13 protein-coding genes and 6 tRNA genes are annotated in these 20,074 nt (G+C 65.7%); 18 read left to right on the forward strand and 1 reads right to left on the reverse strand.

Annotated elements, in window-relative coordinates:
• Nucleotides 1-3 precede the first annotated feature (3 nt).
• The 16 genes from SNE35_RS21170 (at nt 4) to SNE35_RS21245 (ending at nt 17,398) form a co-directional block, all read left to right on the forward strand.
• Complete coding sequence (locus SNE35_RS21170; protein WP_320425009.1) at nt 4-1,140, forward strand: efflux RND transporter periplasmic adaptor subunit; 1,137 nt, start codon at nt 4-6, stop codon at nt 1,138-1,140.
• 13 nt (nt 1,141-1,153) lie between these two features.
• The gene (locus tag SNE35_RS21175) at nt 1,154-4,291 is read left to right on the forward strand and encodes an efflux RND transporter permease subunit (RefSeq protein WP_320425010.1); all 3,138 of its coding nucleotides are present in this window, start codon (nt 1,154-1,156) and stop codon (nt 4,289-4,291) included.
• A gap of 146 nt (nt 4,292-4,437) precedes the next feature.
• Nucleotides 4,438-4,524, forward strand: a tRNA-Leu gene (locus tag SNE35_RS21180).
• 36 nt (nt 4,525-4,560) lie between these two features.
• Complete coding sequence (gene tig / locus SNE35_RS21185) at nt 4,561-5,874, forward strand: trigger factor (RefSeq protein WP_320425011.1); 1,314 nt, start codon at nt 4,561-4,563, stop codon at nt 5,872-5,874.
• A 141-nt stretch (nt 5,875-6,015) separates the two neighbouring features.
• Nucleotides 6,016-6,624: an ATP-dependent Clp endopeptidase proteolytic subunit ClpP gene (gene clpP, locus SNE35_RS21190; RefSeq protein WP_320425012.1), complete on the forward strand. Its 609-nt coding sequence runs from the start codon at nt 6,016-6,018 to the stop codon at nt 6,622-6,624.
• Between the two features lie 225 nt (nt 6,625-6,849).
• Nucleotides 6,850-8,118, forward strand: coding sequence for an ATP-dependent Clp protease ATP-binding subunit ClpX (clpX, locus tag SNE35_RS21195; RefSeq protein WP_320425013.1), 1,269 nt, complete (start codon nt 6,850-6,852; stop codon nt 8,116-8,118).
• A gap of 102 nt (nt 8,119-8,220) precedes the next feature.
• A complete protein-coding gene (lon, locus tag SNE35_RS21200) occupies nt 8,221-10,629 on the forward strand; it encodes an endopeptidase La (protein WP_320425014.1) in 2,409 nt (802 codons plus the stop codon).
• Nucleotides 10,630-10,769: 140 nt separating this feature from the next.
• Nucleotides 10,770-10,845 (forward strand) — tRNA-Gly (locus tag SNE35_RS21205).
• An 80-nt stretch (nt 10,846-10,925) separates the two neighbouring features.
• Nucleotides 10,926-10,999: transfer RNA gene (locus SNE35_RS21210), tRNA-Cys, on the forward strand.
• Between the two features lie 9 nt (nt 11,000-11,008).
• Nucleotides 11,009-11,084, forward strand: a tRNA-Gly gene (locus tag SNE35_RS21215).
• A 51-nt stretch (nt 11,085-11,135) separates the two neighbouring features.
• A tRNA-Gly gene (locus SNE35_RS21220) sits at nt 11,136-11,211 on the forward strand.
• Between the two features lie 69 nt (nt 11,212-11,280).
• Nucleotides 11,281-11,367, forward strand: a tRNA-Leu gene (locus SNE35_RS21225).
• Between the two features lie 197 nt (nt 11,368-11,564).
• The gene (locus SNE35_RS21230) at nt 11,565-12,617 is read left to right on the forward strand and encodes a LacI family DNA-binding transcriptional regulator (protein WP_320425015.1); all 1,053 of its coding nucleotides are present in this window, start codon (nt 11,565-11,567) and stop codon (nt 12,615-12,617) included.
• Nucleotides 12,618-12,619: 2 nt separating this feature from the next.
• Nucleotides 12,620-14,080, forward strand: a complete 1,461-nt coding sequence (gene xylB, locus SNE35_RS21235) for a xylulokinase (protein ID WP_320425301.1) — start codon at nt 12,620-12,622, stop codon at nt 14,078-14,080.
• Nucleotides 14,077-15,363: a xylose isomerase gene (gene xylA, locus SNE35_RS21240; protein WP_320425016.1), complete on the forward strand. Its 1,287-nt coding sequence runs from the start codon at nt 14,077-14,079 to the stop codon at nt 15,361-15,363. The genes xylB and xylA overlap by 4 nt, the downstream gene beginning before the upstream one ends.
• Before the next feature lie 103 nt (nt 15,364-15,466).
• The gene (locus SNE35_RS21245; protein WP_320425017.1) at nt 15,467-17,398 is read left to right on the forward strand and encodes a putative bifunctional diguanylate cyclase/phosphodiesterase; all 1,932 of its coding nucleotides are present in this window, start codon (nt 15,467-15,469) and stop codon (nt 17,396-17,398) included.
• Here the strand turns inward: SNE35_RS21245 and murI are convergent.
• Nucleotides 17,301-18,173 (reverse strand): glutamate racemase, encoded by an 873-nt coding sequence (gene murI, locus SNE35_RS21250; RefSeq protein ID WP_320425019.1) that lies wholly within the window; start codon nt 18,171-18,173, stop codon nt 17,301-17,303. The genes SNE35_RS21245 and murI overlap by 98 nt on opposite strands.
• 163 nt (nt 18,174-18,336) lie before the next feature.
• On the opposite strand from murI, the gene SNE35_RS21255 reads away from it, so the two are divergent.
• Together SNE35_RS21255 and SNE35_RS21260 are read left to right on the forward strand one after the other, a co-directional pair.
• Nucleotides 18,337-19,092 carry an electron transfer flavoprotein subunit beta/FixA family protein gene (locus tag SNE35_RS21255; RefSeq protein WP_320425020.1) on the forward strand — a complete coding sequence of 252 codons (756 nt, stop codon included), beginning with the start codon at nt 18,337-18,339 and terminating at the stop codon, nt 19,090-19,092.
• 21 nt (nt 19,093-19,113) lie between these two features.
• The gene (locus SNE35_RS21260; protein ID WP_320425021.1) at nt 19,114-20,046 is read left to right on the forward strand and encodes an electron transfer flavoprotein subunit alpha/FixB family protein; all 933 of its coding nucleotides are present in this window, start codon (nt 19,114-19,116) and stop codon (nt 20,044-20,046) included.
• Nucleotides 20,047-20,074: the final 28 nt, after the last annotated feature.

The following is a 20,074-nucleotide window of genomic DNA, read 5'->3' on the forward strand; positions in this document are numbered from 1 at the left end:
GACATGCCCCAGACCCCCATCAAAGCCGGGCTCGCATTGACGGCACTGCTCGTGCTCGCCGCCTGCGGCAAGCAGGCCGCCGCGCCGGAGCCGGTGCGGGCGGTGCGCACGATGCTGCTGGCCACGGATTCCGCCGGCATGACGCTGGAGTACCCGGGTGACGTGCGGGCGCGCATCGAGTCGCGGCTGTCCTTCCGCGTGGGCGGCAAGATGCTGGCGCGCAAGGTCAATCTCGGCGACGCGGTGAAGTCCGGCCAGTTGCTGGCGCAGCTCGATCCGCAGGACCTGCTGCTGGCGCAGGAGGGCGCGAAGGCCGGCCTTGCCGCCGCGCGAACGAACCGCGACCAGCTCGGCGCCGACTACAAGCGTTTCATCGAATTGCGCGAGCAGGGCTTCATCAGCGCCGCCGAGCTGGACCGGCGCGACGCCGCGTTCAAGGCGGCCCAGGCCCAGCTCGACCAGGCGCGCGCCCAGTCCGACGCGCAGCACAACCAGGCCGGCTATGCGCAGCTCCAGGCCGATGCGCCGGGCGTCGTGACCGGCGTGTTCGCCGAGCCGGGCATGGTGGTCGGGCCCGGCACGCCGGTGTTCAGCGTCGCCGTCGATGGACCGCGCGATGTGGTCTTCTCGGTGCCAGAGGACCAACTCGCCCGCGTGCGCGAGGCGGCTGCGCTGCCCGGCGCGCTGAAGGTGCGGCTGTGGGGCGAGAACCAGGCCAGCCGCGACATCAAGCTGCGCGAGATCTCGGCGGCCACCGATCCGGTGACGCGCACCTTCCTGTTGAAGGCCGACGCCGGCGCCGGCTTCGACGGCAAGCTGGGCCAGACGGCCATCATCAGCCTCACCTTGCCGCGCACGCAGCAGATCATGAAAGTGCCGCTGACGGCGGTGCTCCAGGCCGAGGGCCAGACCTCCGTGTGGGTGCTGGATCCGAAGACGATGAAAGTGGCACCGCAGGCGGTGCAAGTGGGCGGCGCGGAGGGCAACCAGGTCGTCATCGCCAGCGGCCTGCGGCCCGGGCAGGAGATCGTTACCGCCGGCGTGCATGTGCTGACGCCGGGGCAGACGGTGGTGCGCTACCAGGATCCGGGCGCCGCCAATACGCCGGCGACCCCGGTAGCACCGGCGGCCTCGCGCTGATGAGCGGCCGCGCATGAGCAAGCATCCTTCCGCGACGCCGTCGGCCGGCAGTCGTTTCAATGTGTCCCGCTGGGCGCTGGAGCATCCGGCGCTGACGCGCTACCTGATGGTCGTGCTGATGCTGATGGGCTTCGCGGCCTACTTCCAGCTCGGCCAGGATGAGGATCCGCCGTTCACCTTCCGCCTGATGGTGATCCAGGCCGCCTGGCCCGGCGCCACTGCACAGCAGATGGCCGAGCAGGTCACCGACAAGATCGAGCGCACGCTGCAGGAGGTGCCCTACGCGGACAAGATCCGCTCGTTCACCAAGCCGGGCGTCTCGGTGACGATGTTCCAGCTGGCCGACAACTCGCCGGGCAAGGACGTGCCAGAGACCTGGTATCAAGTGCGCAAGCGCATCGGCGACATGCGCTACACGCTGCCGCAGGGCGTGCAGGGCCCGTCGTTCAACGACGATTTCGGCGACGTCTACGGTTCCATCTACGCGCTTTCGGCCGACGGCTTCAGCAAGGAAGAACTGCGCCAGTGGTCCGAGCGGGTGCGCTCGCAGCTGCTGCGCGTGCCCAACGTGGCCAAGGTGACGCTGTTCGGTGTGCAGGCCGAGAAGATCTTCGTCGAGGTCTCTCAGAAGCGGCTCGCGCAACTGGGGCTGGACTTCAACCAGGTGATCAACCAGCTTGGCGCGCAGAACGCGGTGGAGGGCGCCGGCGTGCTGAATGCCGACAGCGGCAACCTGCAGATCCGGGTTGAGGGTCAGTTCAACTCGGTGGACGAGTTGAAGGTCTTCCCGATCCGCGCGATCAATCCGAAAACCGGCGAGGCAAGCTCGCTGCGGCTCGGCGACATTGCCGACGTCCGGCGCGAGTACATGGACCCGCCGGACGTGATGGTGCGCCACCAGGGCAAGGACGTGATCGCGCTGAGCGTGTCGATGAGCAAGGGCGGCGACATCATCGCGATGGGCAAGGCCCTGCAGGCCACGGCCAAGCAGATCCGCGGCACCTTGCCGGCCGGCATCGAGTTGTCGCAGATCCAGGACCAGCCACAGGCGGTGACGCGCTCGGTCAACGAATTCGTCCACGTGCTGATCGAAGCGGTGGTGATCGTGCTGGCCGTCAGCTTCGTCTCGCTGGGCTTGCACACGCGGCCGCTGCGGGTGGACATCTGGCCCGGCATGGTGGTGGCGATCACGATCCCGCTGGTGCTGGCGATCACCTTCGTGACGATGTTCTATTGGGGCGTGGGCCTGCACAAAATCTCGCTGGGCTCGCTGATCATCGCGCTGGGCCTGCTGGTGGACGACGCGATCATTGCGGTCGAGATGATGGTGCGCAAGCTCGAAGAGGGCTACGACAAGATGACCGCGGCCACCTTCGCCTACGACGTGACAGCTATGCCGATGCTGACCGGGACGCTGATCACCGCGGTGGGCTTCCTTCCGATCGGCCTGGCGAAGTCGACGACCGGCGAATACACCTTCGCGATCTTCGCGGTGACCTCGGCGGCGCTGATCATCTCCTGGCTGGTGTCGATCTACTTCGTGCCCTACCTGGGCGCGCTGCTGCTGAAGAGCCACCCGCTGCCGGAGGGCGAGGCGGCGCACGAGCTGTTTGACACGCCGTTCTACACGCGCTTCCGCAAGATCGTGCTGTGGTGCGTCGTCAACAAATGGATCACGATCCTGGCGACGATCGCCGTTTTCGCCTTGGGCCTGGTCGGCATGGGCAAGGTGCAGCAGCAATTCTTCCCGGATTCGAGCCGGCCGGAGGTGCTCGTCGAGTTGTGGCTGCCCGAGGGCTCGACGATCCAGCAGAGTCGCGAGGTCTCGCTGCGTTTCGAGAAGCGGATGATGGCCGATAAGGGCGTGGCGACCGTCAGCACCTGGATCGGCAGCGGCGTGCCGCGCTTCTACCTGCCGCTGAACCAGGTGCTGCCGCAGGACAACGTCAGCCAGGCCATCGTGCTACCCAAGGACCTGCCGGAGCGCGAGGCGCTGCGCAAGCGCCTGCCAGCGCTGATGGCGGCCGAATTCCCCGAGGTGCGGGCGCGCATCAGCCTGCTGCCGAACGGGCCCCCGGTGGCGTATCCGGTGCAGTTTCGCGTCGTCGGCGAGACGGTGACCGAAGTGCGAAAGTGGGCCGACCAGGCCAAAGAGATCCTGCGCCAGAACCCGAACATGCGCGGCGTGAACGACAACTGGAATGAGGCCGTTAAGGCGCTGCGGTTGGAGGTGGACCAGGACAAGGCGCGCGCGCTGGGCGTTTCCAGTCAAAGCCTGGCGCAGGGTGCGCGCACGATGTTCTCGGGCACGACGATCGGTCAGTACCGCGAGGCGGACCGCCTGATCGACATCGTGCTGCGGCAGCCGGCCAACGAGCGGGACGTGATCACCGACATCGGCAATGCGATGGTGCCGACGGCCACCGGCCGCGCCGTGCCGCTGACACAGATCGCCAAGATCGGCTACGGCTGGGAGCCGGGCGTACTGTGGCGCGAGAGCCGTGCCTACGCCGTGACCGTGCAGGGCGATGTGGCCGAGGGCCTGCAAGGCCCGACCGTGACCGCCGAGCTGTGGCCCGCGCTGCAGAAACTGCAGGCGAAGATGCCGCCGGGTTACCGCATCGAGATTGCCGGTGCGGTGGAAGAAAGCGCCAAGGGCCAGGGTTCGATCTTCGCCGGCGTGCCGGTGATGCTGTTCATCACCTTCACCCTGCTGATGCTGCAGCTGCAGAGCTTCGGCCGCGCCATGCTGGTCTTCCTGACCGGGCCGCTGGGTGTGGCCGGTGTGGCCGGCGCGCTGCTGATCTTCAACCAGCCCTTCGGCTTCGTGGCCCTGCTGGGCGTCGTCGCCCTGATGGGAATGATCATGCGCAACTCGGTGATCCTGATCGACCAGATCGAACAGGATCGTGAGCGCGGCGTGCCGGCCTGGCAGGCGATCGTCGACTCGGCCGTGCGGCGCTTCCGGCCGATCGTGCTGACGGCGGCCGCAGCCGTGCTGGCGATGGTGCCGCTCTCGCGCAGCGGCTTCTGGGGGCCGATGGCGGTGGCGATCATGGGTGGCCTGATCGTCGCCACCTTGCTGACCCTGCTGGTGCTGCCGGCCATGTACGCGGCCTGGTTCCGCGTGAAGCGGCCGCCGGAAGGCTGAGAGACACCCGATTCGGGGTTTACCCGCCGGCCGATTTCGAGCCCTTCCAGCGGCTACAATCGCCGGTTCTCCGAATTGCCGCAGGTTTGAGGCGAGCCAGCCTGGATCCCGATCCAGGCTGGCGCAAGACAGACCTGAACTCCCTCGCGCGGGTGGCGAAATTGGTAGACGCACCAGGTTTAGGTCCTGACGCCTTCACCGGCGTGCCGGTTCGAGTCCGGCCCCGCGCACCAGATCCTCGTTAGCACATCTTTTGTACAGAGTCGAACATGGCTGTCACCGTCGAAACCCTCGAAAAGCTCGAACGCCGCATCACGCTGTCCCTGGCGGCCGCTGACATCAACAACGAAGTCGAGAGCCGCCTGAAGAAGCTAGCTCGCACGGTCAAGGCCGACGGCTTCCGCCCCGGCAAGGTGCCGATGAGCGTCGTGGCCCAGCGCTACGGCTACTCGGTCCAGTACGAAGTGATGAACGACAAGCTGGGCCAGGCCTTCGCCAGCGCCGCCAACGAGGCGCAGCTGCGCGTCGCCGGCGCCCCGAAGATCGCCCAGAAGGATCAATCGCCCGAAGGCCAGATGGACTTCGACGCGACCTTCGAGATCTACCCGGAAGTCAAGATCAACGACCTGGCCAACGCCGATGTCGAGCGCATCGCCAGCGAAGTGACCGAAGAGGCGATCGACAAGACCGTCGAGATCCTGCGCAAGCAGCGCCGCACCTTCGCCCAGCGTGCCGCCGCTGACGGCGCCGCCGTCGGCGACCGCGTCACGATCGACTTCGAAGGCAAGATCGACGGCGAGCCCTTCCAGGGCGGCAAGGCCGAGGCCTTCCAGTTCCTGATCGGCGAAGGTCAGATGCTGGAACAGTTCGACCAGGCCGTGCGCGGCATGAAGGTCGGCGAGAGCAAGACCTTCCCGCTGGCCTTCCCGGCCGACTATCACGGCCAGGACGTGGCCGGCAAGGAAGCCGACTTCCTGGTGACGCTGAAGAAGATCGAGGCGCAGAACCTGCCCGAAGTCAACGAAGCCTTCGCCAAGGGTCTGGGCATCGCCGACGGCACCGTCGAAGCGCTGCGCGCCGACATCAAGAAGAACCTCGAGCGCGAGGTGAAGTTCCGCGTGCTGGCCCGCAACAAGGCCGCCGTGATGGACGCGCTGGTCGCCAGCGCCGAGCTGGAAGTGCCGAACGCGCTGATCGCCCAGGAAACCGAGCGCATGGTCGCCAACGCTCGCGAAGACCTGAAGAAGCGCGGCGTGAAGGATGCCGACAAGGCGCCGATCCCCGAAGAGATCTTCAAGCCGCAAGCCGAGCGCCGTGTGCGCCTGGGCTTGGTCGTGGCCGAGCTGGTCCGCTCGAACAACCTGCAGGCCAAGCCCGAGCAGCTGCGGGCTCACATCGAAGAGCTGTCGCAGAGCTACGAGAAGCCGGCCGAAGTCGTGCGCTGGTACCTGAGCGACCGCGAGCGCATGGCCGAAGTGGAAGCCGTCGTCATCGAAAACAACGTGACCGACTTCGTGCTGGCCAAGGCCAAGGTTGCCGACAAGGCGCTGCCGTTCGACGAGCTGATGGCTGCCTCGAACTGATCTCCCGTTCTACCGCCTGAGGAAGGCGCCGTGCCCTCGTGGCCGGCGCCTTCTTGCTTTTCCTGGGGTCTTGTCTTGTAGCGACATAATCCGTCCCCATAACGGATTGAGGCCTCGTCTTCACAAGGATAGAAATACATCATGAGCGCGCTGGACATCAACAATCTGGGCATGGTGCCCATGGTCATCGAGCAGTCGGGACGCGGCGAGCGGGCGTACGACATCTACAGCCGCCTGCTGCGCGAGCGGATCGTCTTCCTGGTGGGCCCCGTCAACGACGCGGTGGCGAACCTGGTCGTGGCACAGCTGCTGTTCCTGGAGAGCGAGAACCCCGACAAGGAAATCAGCCTCTACATCAACTCGCCGGGCGGCAGCGTCTCGGCCGGCATGTCGATCTACGACACGATGCAGTTCATCAAGCCGGACGTGTCGACGATGTGCCTGGGACTGGCTGCCAGCATGGGTGCCTTCCTGCTGTCCGCCGGCACCAAGGGCAAGCGCTACTCGCTGCCGAACTCCAAGATCATGATCCACCAGCCGCTGGGTGGCGCGCAGGGTCAGGCGACCGACATCGAGATCCACGCCCGCGAGATCCTGAAAACCCGCGAAGCGCTGAATCGCATCCTGGCCGAGCGCACCGGACAGAGCCTGGAAAAGATCCAGGCCGACACCGAGCGGGACTACTTCATGTCCGCCGCTGAAGCTCAGGGTTATGGGCTGGTCGACCAGGTGCTGGAAAAGCGACCTTAAGGTCGCTTTCGCCGAAGGCAAAAGCGCCCGTAACGCGTTTTTGCCGAAGGCAGAAGCGACCTCTGGAGGTCGCTTTCCGAAAACCTCGGAAATCGAGCAACCGAAGCCGATTTCCGGGTAACTAATCGCGGAACGGGGCCTTTTTTACGAAAAGGCCCCGTCCCTCGTTTGAACTATCATCAGTGCAGGCACCCCAGCCTGTACGTTTGACTGAAGCACAGATCCATGGCCGAGAAAAAAGGCACCTCCAGCGAAAAAGTTTTGTACTGCTCCTTCTGCGGCAAGAGCCAGCATGAGGTGAAGAAGCTGATCGCCGGTCCGTCGGTGTTCATCTGCGACGAATGCATCGAGCTGTGCAACGACATCATTCGCGATGAAGTACCGGCCGAGACGCCCGCCGCCCGCGCGAGCAAGTCCGATCTGCCCGTGCCCAGCGAGATCAAGGCGAGCCTCGACCAGTACGTGATCGGCCAGGACGTCGCCAAGCGCGTGCTGTCCGTAGCGGTCTACAACCACTACAAGCGCCTGCGCCACATGGCCGGGAACAAGGAGTCGGTGGAGCTCAGCAAGAGCAACATCCTGCTGATCGGCCCGACCGGCTCCGGCAAGACGCTGCTGGCGCAGACGCTGGCCCGCCTGCTGAACGTGCCCTTCGTGATCGCCGATGCGACGACGCTGACCGAAGCCGGTTACGTCGGCGAGGACGTCGAGAACATCATCCAGAAGCTGCTGCAGAACTGCAATTACGACGTCGAGCGTGCGCAGCGCGGCATCGTCTACATCGACGAGATCGACAAGATCTCGCGCAAGGCCGACAACCCCTCGATCACCCGCGATGTGTCGGGCGAGGGCGTGCAGCAGGCGCTGCTGAAGCTGGTCGAAGGCACGATGGCTTCGGTGCCCCCGCAGGGCGGTCGCAAGCACCCGAACCAGGACTTCCTGCAGATCGACACGACCAACATCCTGTTCATCTGCGGCGGCGCGTTCGACGGCCTCGAGAAGGTGATCCAGAACCGTTCGGAGAAGTCCGGCATCGGCTTCGGCGCCAGCGTCAAGAGCAAGTCCGAGAAGCGTGTCTCCGAGCTGTTCCGCGAGTGCGAACCTGAAGACATTATCAAGTTCGGCCTGATCCCCGAACTGGTCGGCCGCCTTCCGGTCGTGGCGACCTTGGGCGAGCTCTCTGAGGACGCGCTGGTGCAGATCCTCACCGAACCGAAGAACGCCTTGGTCAAGCAGTACCAGCAGCTGTTCTCGATGGACGGCGTCGAACTGGAGATCCGGCCTTCCGCGCTGAACGCCATCGCGAAGAAGGCGCTGGCGCGCAAGACCGGCGCTCGCGGTCTGCGTTCGATCATGGAGCAATCGCTGATCGACACGATGTTCGAACTGCCGGCGCTGGATGGCGTGGCCAAGGTCGTGCTGGACGAGCACAACATCGAAGAGGGCGCGAAGCCCCTGCTGGTGTATCGCGAACAGGCGAAGGCGAGCGCCTGAAGTTGTAGTAACCGGGGCTGACTCAATCGGCCGAATCGAATCGTTCGGCATCTTGTATTTACCCGCTCAGACCGCAGATGCGCCTGAGAAAGAGAGGTTCCAATGTCCGGTCATCCCGTTTTGCAAGCTGTGCCCATCACACTGCCGCTGCTGCCGCTGCGCGACGTGGTGGTGTTCCCGCACATGGTGATCCCGCTGTTCGTGGGACGCCCCAAGTCCATCAAGGCGCTGGAAGCCGCGATGGAAAATGGCCGCCAGATCATGCTCGTCGCGCAGAAGGCTGCCGGCAAGGATGAGCCGCGGCCCGACGACATGTTCGAAGTGGGCTGCGTCTCCAGCATCCTGCAGATGCTGAAACTGCCCGACGGCACCGTGAAGGTGCTGGTCGAAGGCCTGCAGCGCGCCTCGACGATCGCGATCACCGAGAGCGAAGAGCACTTCAGCGCCGAGGTGCTGCCGATCCCGCCCGAGGCCGATACCAAGCCCGAAGTCGAGGCACTGCGCCGTGCGGTCACGCAGCAGTTTGATCAGTACGTCAAGCTGAACAAGAAGATCCCGCCCGAGATCCTCACGTCCATCGGTGGCATCGACGACGCCGGCCGCCTGGCCGACACGATCGCCGCGCATCTGCCGCTGAAGCTCGATGCCAAGCAGTCCGTGCTGGATCTGTCCGAGGTGGCCAAGCGCCTCGAGAAGCTGCTCGACCTGCTCGAGCACGAGGTCGACATCCTGCAGGTGGAGAAGCGCATCCGCGGCCGCGTCAAGCGCCAGATGGAGAAGAGCCAGCGCGAGTACTACCTGAACGAACAGGTCAAGGCCATCCAGAAGGAACTGGGCGACGGCGAAGAGGGCGCGGACCTCGAAGAGTTGGACAAGAAGATCGCGGCCGCGCGCATGCCCAAGGAAGCGCGCAAGAAGGCCGAGGCCGAGCTTAAGAAGCTCAAGCTGATGTCGCCGATGTCGGCCGAAGCGACGGTCGTGCGCAACTACATCGACACGCTGGTCAACCTGCCCTGGAGCAAGAAGACCAAGATCAAGCACGACCTGGCGAATGCCGAGAACGTGCTGAACGAAGACCACTACGGCCTCGAGAAGGTCAAGGACCGCATCCTCGAATATCTCGCGGTGCAGCAACGCGTGGACAAGGTCAAGGCGCCGATCCTGTGCCTGGTCGGCCCTCCGGGCGTCGGTAAGACCTCGCTCGGCCAGTCGGTGGCGCGCGCCACCGGCCGCAAGTTCGTCCGCATGGCGCTGGGCGGCGTGCGTGACGAAGCCGAGATCCGTGGCCATCGGCGTACCTACATCGGCTCGATGCCGGGCAAGGTGCTGCAATCGCTGTCCAAGATTGGCACGCGCAATCCGCTGTTCCTGCTCGACGAGATCGACAAGCTGGGCATGGACTTCCGCGGCGACCCGTCGTCGGCGCTGCTTGAAGTGCTGGACCCGGAGCAGAACCACACCTTCGGCGACCACTACGTCGAGGTCGACTTCGACCTGTCCGACGTGATGTTCGTGGCCACCTCGAACTCGCTGAACATCCCGCCGGCCCTGCTGGACCGGATGGAAGTTATCCGCCTGTCGGGCTACACCGAGGACGAGAAGGTCAACATCGCCCAGCGTTATCTGCTGCCCAAGCAGCGGAAGAATAATGGCGTCAAGGACGAGGAGATGGAAGTCACCGAGTCCGCGATCCGCGGGATCATCCGCTACTACACGCGGGAAGCCGGGGTCCGTTCGCTCGAGCGCGAGATCTCCAAGATCTGCCGCAAGGTGGTGAAGAATCTGGCGCTGAAGGTGGTGGACGGCACGGCGGTCGTGACCGAGGAAAACCTCAACGACTTCCTCGGCGTGCGCAAGTACGACTTCGGCCGTGCCGAGAAGAAGAACCAGGTCGGCCAGGTTGTCGGTCTGGCGTGGACCGAGGTCGGCGGCGATCTGCTGACGATCGAAGCCACCTCGATGCCGGGCAAGGGCAACATCATCCGCACCGGTTCGCTGGGCGACGTGATGAAGGAATCCGTGGAAGCGGCACGCACGGTGGTGCGCTCGCGCGCCCGCCGCCTGGGCATCAAGGACGAACTGTTCGAGAAGCGCGACGTGCACGTCCACGTGCCCGATGGCGCGACGCCTAAGGACGGCCCGAGCGCTGGCGCGGCAATGACGACGGCCTTCGTGTCGGCGCTGACCGGTATTCCGGTGCGTGCCGACGTTGCGATGACCGGCGAGATCACGCTGCGCGGCGAGGTGACGGCGATCGGCGGCTTGAAGGAAAAGCTGCTGGCCGCGCACCGTGGTGGCATCAAGACCGTGATGATTCCGGAAGAGAACGTCAAGGATCTTCAGGACATCCCGGAGAACGTCAAGAACCAGCTCGAGATCGTTCCGGTGCGCTGGATCGACCGGGTGCTGGAAGTGGCGCTCGAAACCTTCCCGGCTCCGCTGCCGGACGAGGAACCCGTCGTGGCCGCCAAGGCCGAAGAGGTCGCCGCGGCACCTGCTGCGACGCACTGAGCGGTGAGAGGGTCAGGCAGGAAATCGACGAATTTCTTGTCTGACCTCTAAAAACCGGTATAGAATCTCAGCTTCAGCGCAAACGGCACTAAGCGAAACGTGAAAGCGTCAAGCGAAGCGAGCAGTGTGTTGAAACCCAAGCGGGTGTAGCTCAGTTGGTAGAGCGCGACCTTGCCAAGGTCGAGGTCACGAGTTCGAGCCTCGTTACCCGCTCCAGGCATATTTGATGGGAAGCCCCGGCTTCCCATTTGTTTCAGAGTTCCACCAAAGCTCTGGAATTAAAAGTTGATTTCAAAGGCGCGATAGCAAATCGGTTATGCCCCGGATTGCAAATCCGGTTAGGCCGGTTCGACTCCGGCTCGCGCCTCCAAGAATCACTGCGGGTGTAGCTCAGTTGGTAGAGCGCGACCTTGCCAAGGTCGAGGTCACGAGTTCGAGCCTCGTTACCCGCTCCAAAGATCCCGGCTCGCGCCGGTGTTCTCGGTCACCAAACCGTGAACAGAAATGCGGGTGTAGCTCAGTTGGTAGAGCGCGACCTTGCCAAGGTCGAGGTCACGAGTTCGAGCCTCGTTACCCGCTCCAGTTGTTCAAAAAGGGAAGCCCAATGGCTTCCCTTTTTTATTGCTCTGCCACGCTGATAATGCGGCCCGTGCCCGGGTGGTGAAATAGGTAGACACAGCAGACTTAAAATCTGCCGACCGCGAGGTCGTACCGGTTCGATTCCGGTCCTGGGCACCACGACCTCCGCATCTCCCCCGACTCTCCCTTCAGCGCCTTCGTTCTCTAGCGAGGCATCGGCAACGCCGTCACGCTCACTGAGTAGCGTACTTCAGCAGTCCCCAGTTCATGGGCCTGTGCTACGGGCTTTGCCCGGCGGTCATGCTCTGATGTGAAATGAGTTGCGCACCTCAAATCATGTGCCTACACTGCGGCGCATGGTGGATTCCTCCGAGGACAGGCGCCGCGCCCAGCTGATCGACGTTGCCGCCGCTGCGGGCGTCAGCCTCGCGACGGTGGATCGCGTGCTGCATGGCCGCGCCGGTGTGCGCTCGCGCACGGCGGAGCAGGTCCACGCGGCGGTGCGTCAGCTCGGCTACAGCGCCGATCCCGCTGCATCGCGGCTCGCCCGTGGGCGGCCGCATTCGGTGGCCGTCGTGCTGCCTTCCGGAAGCAATAGCTTCATCGCGATGCTGGTCGAGCAGATCGCGCAATCGGAGCCCTGGTTGCATGAGTTGCGGCTGAATGCCGCAGTCGATCGCGTGGACGTGTTCTCCCCGCAGGTGCTGGCCGAGCATCTCGCCGGACTGCGCGGCAAGCGCGATGCGGTGATCGTCGTGGGTCTGGACCATCCGCGCGTGCGCGCAGCGATCGATGACCTCTGCGCCGACGGCACGACCGTCATCACCCTCGTCTCCGACGTGCCCGGCTCGCAGCGCGCGCACTACGTCGGCATCGACAACGTCGCTGCCGGCCGCACTGCCGGCACGCTGCTGGGCCGCTTCGTCGGCCGCGATGCGGCGCGGCGCAAGGTGGGCATCGTGCTCGGCAGCCACGGCCTGCGCGATCACGCCGAGCGCCTGTTCGGTTTCCAGCAGGTGCTGGCCGCCGAGCACGCGCAGCTCAAGGCGCTGCAGCCGCTCGAGGGGCACGACGACTCGACCCGCACCGAGCCGCTGGTGGCCGAGCTGCTGCGCAGCGAGCCGGAACTGGCCGCGATCTACAGCATCGGCGCCGGCAACCGAGGCATCCATGCGGCGCTGGCGGCGAGCGGGCGCGCACTGGACATCGTCTGGATCTGCCACGAACTGACGCCGCATGCGCGCACCGCGCTGCTCGACGGCGTCGCCGATGCGGTCATCCACCAGGATGCCGGCCACGAAGTGCGCTCGGCCTTCCGCCTGGCCCTTGCCCGGCTCAACAAGGAGCGGCTGCTGCCCGACCAGGAGCGCATCCGTATCGGTGTGTATTTGAAGGAGAACCTGCCTTGACGATTACCGTCGGTATCGACATCGGAACCTCCAGCGTCAAGGTCGCGCTGGTGGAGGACAAGGATGACGCCGTGCTCGCCACCGCCAGCCGTCCGCTCACCGTCAGCCGGCCGCAGCCGGGCTTCAGCGAGCAGGATCCGCAGGACTGGTGGACTGCCGTCTGCGAATGCATGGACGAGTTGCGCGACCGGCATGGCGAACAGCTGTCGCAGGCCGAGGCACTGGGCCTGTCCGGCCAGATGCACGGCGCCACGCTGCTGGACGAAGAGGGTCAGGTCTTGCGCCCCTGCATCCTTTGGAACGACGGACGCAGTGCCGCGCAGTGCGAGCAGCTGAGTGCCGCCTGGCCAGGCCTGCATGCTGTGACCGGCAATCTCGCGATGCCCGGTTTCACCGCACCGAAGCTGATGTGGGTGCGCGAGCACGAGCCGGCACTGTTCGCCCGCGTCGCCAAGGTGCTGCTGCCCAAGGCCTATGTGCGCTGGCGCCTGAGCGGCGCCTTCATCGAAGACATGTCCGATGCCTCCGGCACGCTGTGGCTGGACGTCGGCAAGCGCGACTGGTCCGACGAGGCCCTGGCCGCCACCGGCATGCGGCGTGAGCAGATGCCGGACCTGGTCGAGGGCAATGCGCCCGCCGGCCGGCTCAGCGATGCGCTCTGCTCGCGCTGGGGCTTCAAGCGCCCGCCGCTGATCGCAGGTGGTGCAGGCGACAACGCGGCCGGCGCGGTGGGCTTGGGCGCGACGCGACCCGGCGATGCCTTCGTCTCGCTCGGCACCTCGGGCGTGCTGTGGGCGACCACCGCTTCGTTCGCCCCGGCGCCGGCCCGCGCGGTCCATGCCTTCTGCCACGCGTTGCCCGGCACCTGGCATCAGATGGGCGTGACCCTGTCGGCCGCGGCCAGTCTCGCCTGGTGGGCAGGCATCACCGGCCGTGACGAGGCCTCGCTGCTGGCCGAGATCGACCCGCAGGCGACCGATTCCGGCCTCTGGTTCGGCCCCTACCTGAACGGCGAACGTACACCCCACAACGATGCCGGCGTGCGCGGCGGCTTCGCCGGCCTGAATGGTGGCACGACGCGCGCCGACATGACCCTGGCCGTGCTCGAGGGCGTGGCCTACACGATGCGCGACGCCATGCAGTCGCTGGCCGCCGCTGGTACGCAGTTGAAGGAGGCCGACATCATCGGCGGCGGTGCCCGCTCGCCGCTGTGGTGCCAGCTGATGGCCGACGTGCTGGGTCTGCCGTTGCACCAGGTGGCCGAGAGCGAGATCGGCTGCGCGCTCGGCGCCGCACGCCTGGCCCGCCTCGCGGCCGGCGCCCCGCTTTCCAGCCTCGCACGGCCCGTGCGCGTGCGCACTTACGAACCACGGCCGGCGCAGGCGCGCCTGCATGCCGAGCGGCATGTGCAGTGGCAGAAGCTTTATCCGGCACTGGCCGAATTCAAGGAGACAACGCAATGAGCAGCCCGTATTTCACCCTGACCGAACCGCATCGCTTCCACTACTACGACCCCAAGCGCGTCGTGTTGGGCAAGACGATGGAGCAGCAACTGCGCTTCGCGGTCTGCTACTGGCACAGCTTCGTCTGGCAGGGCACCGACCCGTTCGGCGGCGACACCTTCCAGCGTCCCTGGCATGCGGCCGGCGGCGATGCCATGGAGCAGGCCCATCACAAGGCCGACGTCGCCTTCGAACTGTTCCGCCTGGTCGGCGCGCCGTACTTCACCTTCCATGATCGCGACGTCGCGCCCGAAGGCGCTTCGCTGCGCGAATCGAACCTGAACGTGCGCCGCATCGGCGAGGTCTTCGCCCGCAAGATGAGCGACAGTGGCGTCAAGCTGCTGTGGGGCACGGCCAACCTGTTCTCTAACCGCCGCTTCATGTCGGGCGCCGCGACGAATCCCGACCCCGAGGTCTTCGCCTACGCCGCCGCGCAGGTCAAGAACGTGCTGGAGCTGACGCACGAACTCAAGGGCGAGAACTACGTCCTATGGGGTGGCCGCGAGGGCTACGAGACCTTGCTGAACACGAACGTCGGCAAGGAGCTGGACCAGATGGGACGCTTCCTGAACCTGGTGGTCGAGCACAAGCACAAGATCGGCTTCAAGGGCGCGCTGCTGATCGAGCCCAAGCCGGCCGAGCCCACCAAGCACCAGTACGACTACGACGTCGCCACCGTCTACGGCTTCCTGAAGCGCTACGGCCTCGAGAAGGAAGTGCAGGTCAACATCGAGCAGAACCATGCGCTGCTGGCCGGCCACACCTTCGAGCACGAGATCGACATGGCGCACGCGCTGGGCATCTTCGGCTCCATCGACATGAACCGCGGCGACGAGATGCTCGGCTGGGACACCGACCAGTTCCCCAACAACCTGCAGCAGATCGCGCTGGCGCTGTATCACATCATCCGTGGCGGCGGCTTCAAGAGCGGTGGCCTGAACTTCGATGCCAAGCTGCGCCGCCAGTCGATCGATCCGGACGACCTGGTCATTGCCCACGCCGAGGCGATGGACCTGTGCGCCCGTGCGCTGCTGATCGCGGAGAAGATGCTGACCGATGACCAGCTCGGTCAACACCTCCAGGTCCGCTATGCCGGCTGGGACGGCGAACTGGGTCGCGACATCCTGGGCGGCAAGCTCTCGCTGGCGCAACTCGCCGAGCACGTCGACGCGAAGGGCCTCGACCCGCAGCCCCGTTCGGGCCAGCAGGAGCGCCTGGAAGCACTGGTCACGCGCTACCTCTGAGCGGGAGTTCAAGCCGGCCGTTTCGGTCATTCGTCACGCGCTCGCGGGGCCTGCGAGCCGCGTGTCTATATGCGTCGAGTTTGAGTGTTAGGCTCGAACGAGCATGAAGTCTGAGTCCGTCATGGAGATGCCGGCCGGCCCGTTCGACGACGAGGGCCTGCGCGCACGCCGCCTGAGCCAGCTCGCCGTGATGGTGATGACGGCGCTGTGCATGGCCGGCCTGGTCGGCCTGGTGCGCCAGGACTGGCGCACGCTGTCCTTCATCGTGATCGCGCTGGTCTTCATCGGATTCAGCATGGGGTTGGCGCGCCGCCGGCGCGTCACCGCCGCGGCATTGCTGCTGCTGTGGACCCTGGCGCTGATCGCCTCGGCCGCGATGTGGACCAACCAGGGCATCTACAGCCCGGCGCTGCTGGTCTATCCGGTCGTGCTGGTGATCGCCAGCATGCTCGTCGAGCGAGTCCACCTGCTCGCGCTGCTGGCGATGATGGGCTGCAACCTCGGCGCGATGACCTGGATGTCGGTCAGCGGCGCGCATGCGTTCGACATCCGTCCGCCCAACTACGGCGTGCTCGCCTACGTGCTGACGATCCTAGGCACCTTCTCGGCTGCGATCCTGCTATTGGCTGGTGACCTGCGCCGTGCGCTGGAGCGGGTGCGCACCGAAGTGCAGCGCGTGCAGCAGAGCAGCGAGCAGCTGCGCTACTTCGCCGAGCATGACCAACTGACCGGCCTGCCGAACCGGCGCCTGGGCAGCGTGCTGTTCGAACAGGCGCTCGGCACCGCGCGGCGCAACGGCAGCTCGCTGGCCGTGATGTTCGTGGACCTGGACAATTTCAAGACGATCAACGACAGCTTCGGCCATTCGGTCGGTGACGATTTCCTGCGTGAGGCGGCCGAACGGCTGCGTGCCGCGGTGCGCAGTTCCGACACCGTGCTCCGCCAGGGCGGCGACGAGTTTCTCGTGCTGCTGCCGGATGCACGCGACGCCACCGCCGTCTCGGCCGCGGCGAGCCACGTGCTGACCAGTTTGTCACGGCCCTATTCGATACGCGAGATCACCGTCACCAGTTCCTGCTCGATCGGTGTGGCGATGTTCCCGGGCGAGAGCCAGGACTTCGAAACCCTGGTCAAGAAGGCCGACCTGGCGATGCACCACGCCAAGGATGCCGGCCGCAATGCCATCCGCTTCTTCGACGAGGCGATGAACGCCAATATGGTCGAGGACTTGATGCTGGGCACGGGCCTGGCGCAGGCGATGGAGCGCGGCGAGCTGAGCCTGCACTTCCAGAGCCAGCTCGACCTGGCCACCGGCCGGCTCGTCGGTGCGGAGGCGCTGCTGCGCTGGCAGCACCCCGAACTCGGCTGGATCTCGCCAGGGCGTTTCATCCCCATCGCCGAACGCTCGGGCCTGATCGTCGAGATCGGCCAGTGGGTCATCGACGAAGCCTGCCGGCAACTGCGCTGCTGGCAGGACACCGGCCTGGGTCATCTGGTGCTGTCGGTCAACGTGTCGACGATCCAGTTCAAGCGCGGCACGATCGATCTCGTCGTCGGCCAGGCCTTGGCCAAGCACGGCATCTCGCCGGCCAGCCTGGAGCTGGAGGTGACCGAGTCCGCACTGATCCATGACGCCGAGACCTTCGTCGCCACCTTGGCGCGGCTGAAGAGCCTGGGCGTGGGCCTGGCCATCGACGACTTCGGCACCGGCTATTCGAACCTGTCCTACCTGCAGCGCTTCGAAGTGGACAAGCTGAAGATCGACCAGAGCTTCGTCCGGCGCCTGAGTGCCAGCGAATCGGACCAGGCCATCGTCCGCGCGATCGTGCAGATGGCCAAGAGCCTGAAGCTCACGACCACCGGCGAGGGCATCGAAGACGAAGTCACCGCCGCGCTGCTGCGCGAACTCGGCTGCGAACTCGGCCAGGGTTATCTGTTCAGCCGGCCGCTGCCGCTGGCGGCGTTCGAGGAACTGGCGCGCCGGCATCCTGCCAATGCTCGGCATGCAGGTTCGGCCAGCCCAATGCCTGCCTGACGAAAGTCTCCAGCCGGCGCGGGTCGCCGCTGCTGGCCAGTTCGATCCGCGCGGGGCCGGTTCTGACCGGCGCAGGGTCGAGCGCCGCCCATAGGCGTGCGGCCTGCTGAGCCACTGCCGTCTCGATGTTCAGCAGGCGCACTTCCGGGCCGAGTTCCGCCTGCAGCAGATGCTGCACCAGCGGGTAGTGCGTGCAGCCCATCAGTACTGTGTCCACGCCGGCCTCGCGTAGCGGCTTGCAGAACTCGGCCGCCAGCGTGCGGAGGGCCGGCGCATCCAGATCGCCGGCCTCGATCAGGTCGACCAGGCCGGGGCAGGGCTGGGCGAAGATCTGCGCATGCTGTGCGTGGCGATCCAGCAGGTCGGCGAAGCGCCGGCTTGCCAGCGTGGCCGGTGTCGCCAGCACGCCCACGCGACCGTTGCGGCTGCTAGCCACCGCAGGCTTGATGCCCGGCTCGGTGCCGACGATCGCCAGCGTCGGCCAGCGCGCGCGCAGCGCGGCGATCGCGTGGGCCGTGGCCGTATTGCAGGCGACGACCAGCAGCCGGGCGCCGCGTTCGATCAGGTGCTCGGCCACACGCTCGCTGCGCTCGGCGATATAGGCTGCGCTGCGCTGGCCATAGGGTGCATGGGCCGTATCGGCAACGTAGCGCAGCGAGACATCGGGCAGCTCGCGCTGGAGTTCGCGCAGCACGGTCAGTCCGCCGACGCCGGAGTCGAACACGCCGATGCAGGGCTCGATGAACTTATCGGTTACTTGGGAAATTTCATCCATCAGGAACGGAAGTTTAGGGGCGGCGCGAAAAGTTTCGTGGTTAGAATCGAACGATCGTGCTTTTTTAGGCCGGTCGCCCGAGATGGACGGGCGCCGAGTTCCTTCGCACCATAGAATCCAATTTACGTTAACGTTAACGTCAATCAGCACTGGAGTGACTTCGATGAAGGTTTTGGTCCCTGTCAAACGAGTGGTCGACTACAACGTCAAGGTGCGCGTCAAGAGCGACGGCACCGGCGTCGACATCGCCAACGTCAAGATGTCGATGAACCCCTTTGACGAGATCGCAGTCGAGGAAGCCGTCCGCCTGAAGGAGAAGGGTGTCGTCACCGAAGTGATCGCCGTGTCCTGCGGCGTCACCCAGTGCCAGGAAACGCTGCGCACGGCCATGGCCATCGGTGCCGACCGCGCGATCCTTGTCGAGACCCCCGCCGACCTCGAACTGCAGCCGCTGGCTGTCGCCAAGATCCTGAAGGCGCTGGTCGACAAGGAGCAGCCGCAGCTGGTCATCCTGGGCAAGCAGGCCATCGACGACGATTGCAACCAGACCGGCCAGATGCTGGCCGCGCTGGCCGGCCTGCCGCAAGGCACCTTCGCCTCAAAGGTGGAAGTGGCCGACGGCAAGGCGAAGGTGACCCGCGAAGTCGATGGCGGCCTCGAGACCGTCAGCCTCAGTCTGCCGGCCGTGATCACCACCGACCTGCGCCTGAACGAGCCGCGCTACGTCACGCTGCCCAACATCATGAAGGCGAAGAAGAAGCCGCTGGAGACGCTGAAGCCCGCCGACCTGGGCGTGGACGTGGCGCCGCGGATCAAGACGCTGAAGGTCGAGGAGCCGCCCAAGCGTGGTGCCGGCGTCAAGGTGCCGGATGTCGCCGCCCTGGTCGACAAGCTGAAGAACACCGCCAAGGTCATCTAAAGAATTCCGGAGACTCAACAAATGACCGCTCTCGTCATTGCCGAACACGACAACGCGTCCATCAAGGGCGCCACGCTGAACACCGTGACCGCTGCCGCAGCCTGCGGCGGTGATGTCCATGTGCTGGTTGCTGGCTCGAACGCCGGTGCAGCCGCTGCTGCCGCCGCGCAGATCGCCGGCGTGGCCAAGGTGCTGCACGCCGACGGCGCCCAACTGGCCGACGGCCTGGCCGAGAACATCGCTGCTCAGGTCCTCGCCATCGCCGGCGACTACAGCCACATCCTGTTCCCCGCCACCGCCTCGGGCAAGAACGTCGCTCCGCGCGTCGCCGCGCTGCTGGACGTGGCCCAGCTGAGCGACGTCACCAAGGTCATCAGCGCCGACACCTTCGAGCGCCCGATCTACGCCGGCAACGCGATCGCCACCGTGCAGTCCTCGGACGCGAAGAAGGTGCTCACCGTCCGCACGACCGGCTTCGACGCTGCGGCTGCCACCGGCGGCTCGGCTGCCGTCGAAACGATCGGCGCTGCTGCTGACTCCGGCAAGTCGAGCTTCGCTGGCCGCGAGGTCACGAAGAGCGACCGGCCCGAACTGACCGCAGCCAAGATCATCGTTTCCGGCGGCCGCGCGCTCGGCTCCAACGAGAAGTTCATGGAAGTGCTGACCCCGCTGGCCGACAAGCTCGGCGCTGCGCTGGGTGCCTCGCGCGCCGCCGTCGATGCGGGCTATGCCCCGAACGACTGGCAGGTCGGCCAGACCGGCAAGATCGTCGCGCCGCAGCTCTACATCGCCGCCGGCATCTCCGGCGCGATCCAGCATCTGGCCGGCATGAAGGACTCCAAGGTGATCGTCGCGATCAACAAGGATCCGGAAGCGCCGATCTTCTCGGTGGCCGATTTCGGCCTGGAAGCCGACCTGTTCACGGCCGTGCCGGAACTGGTCAAGAGCCTCTAACTCCTTCCCTCACCAAGGCAAGCCCCAG

This window comes from Roseateles agri, from assembly GCF_034043675.1.
Lineage (GTDB): Bacteria > Pseudomonadota > Gammaproteobacteria > Burkholderiales > Burkholderiaceae_C > KK5.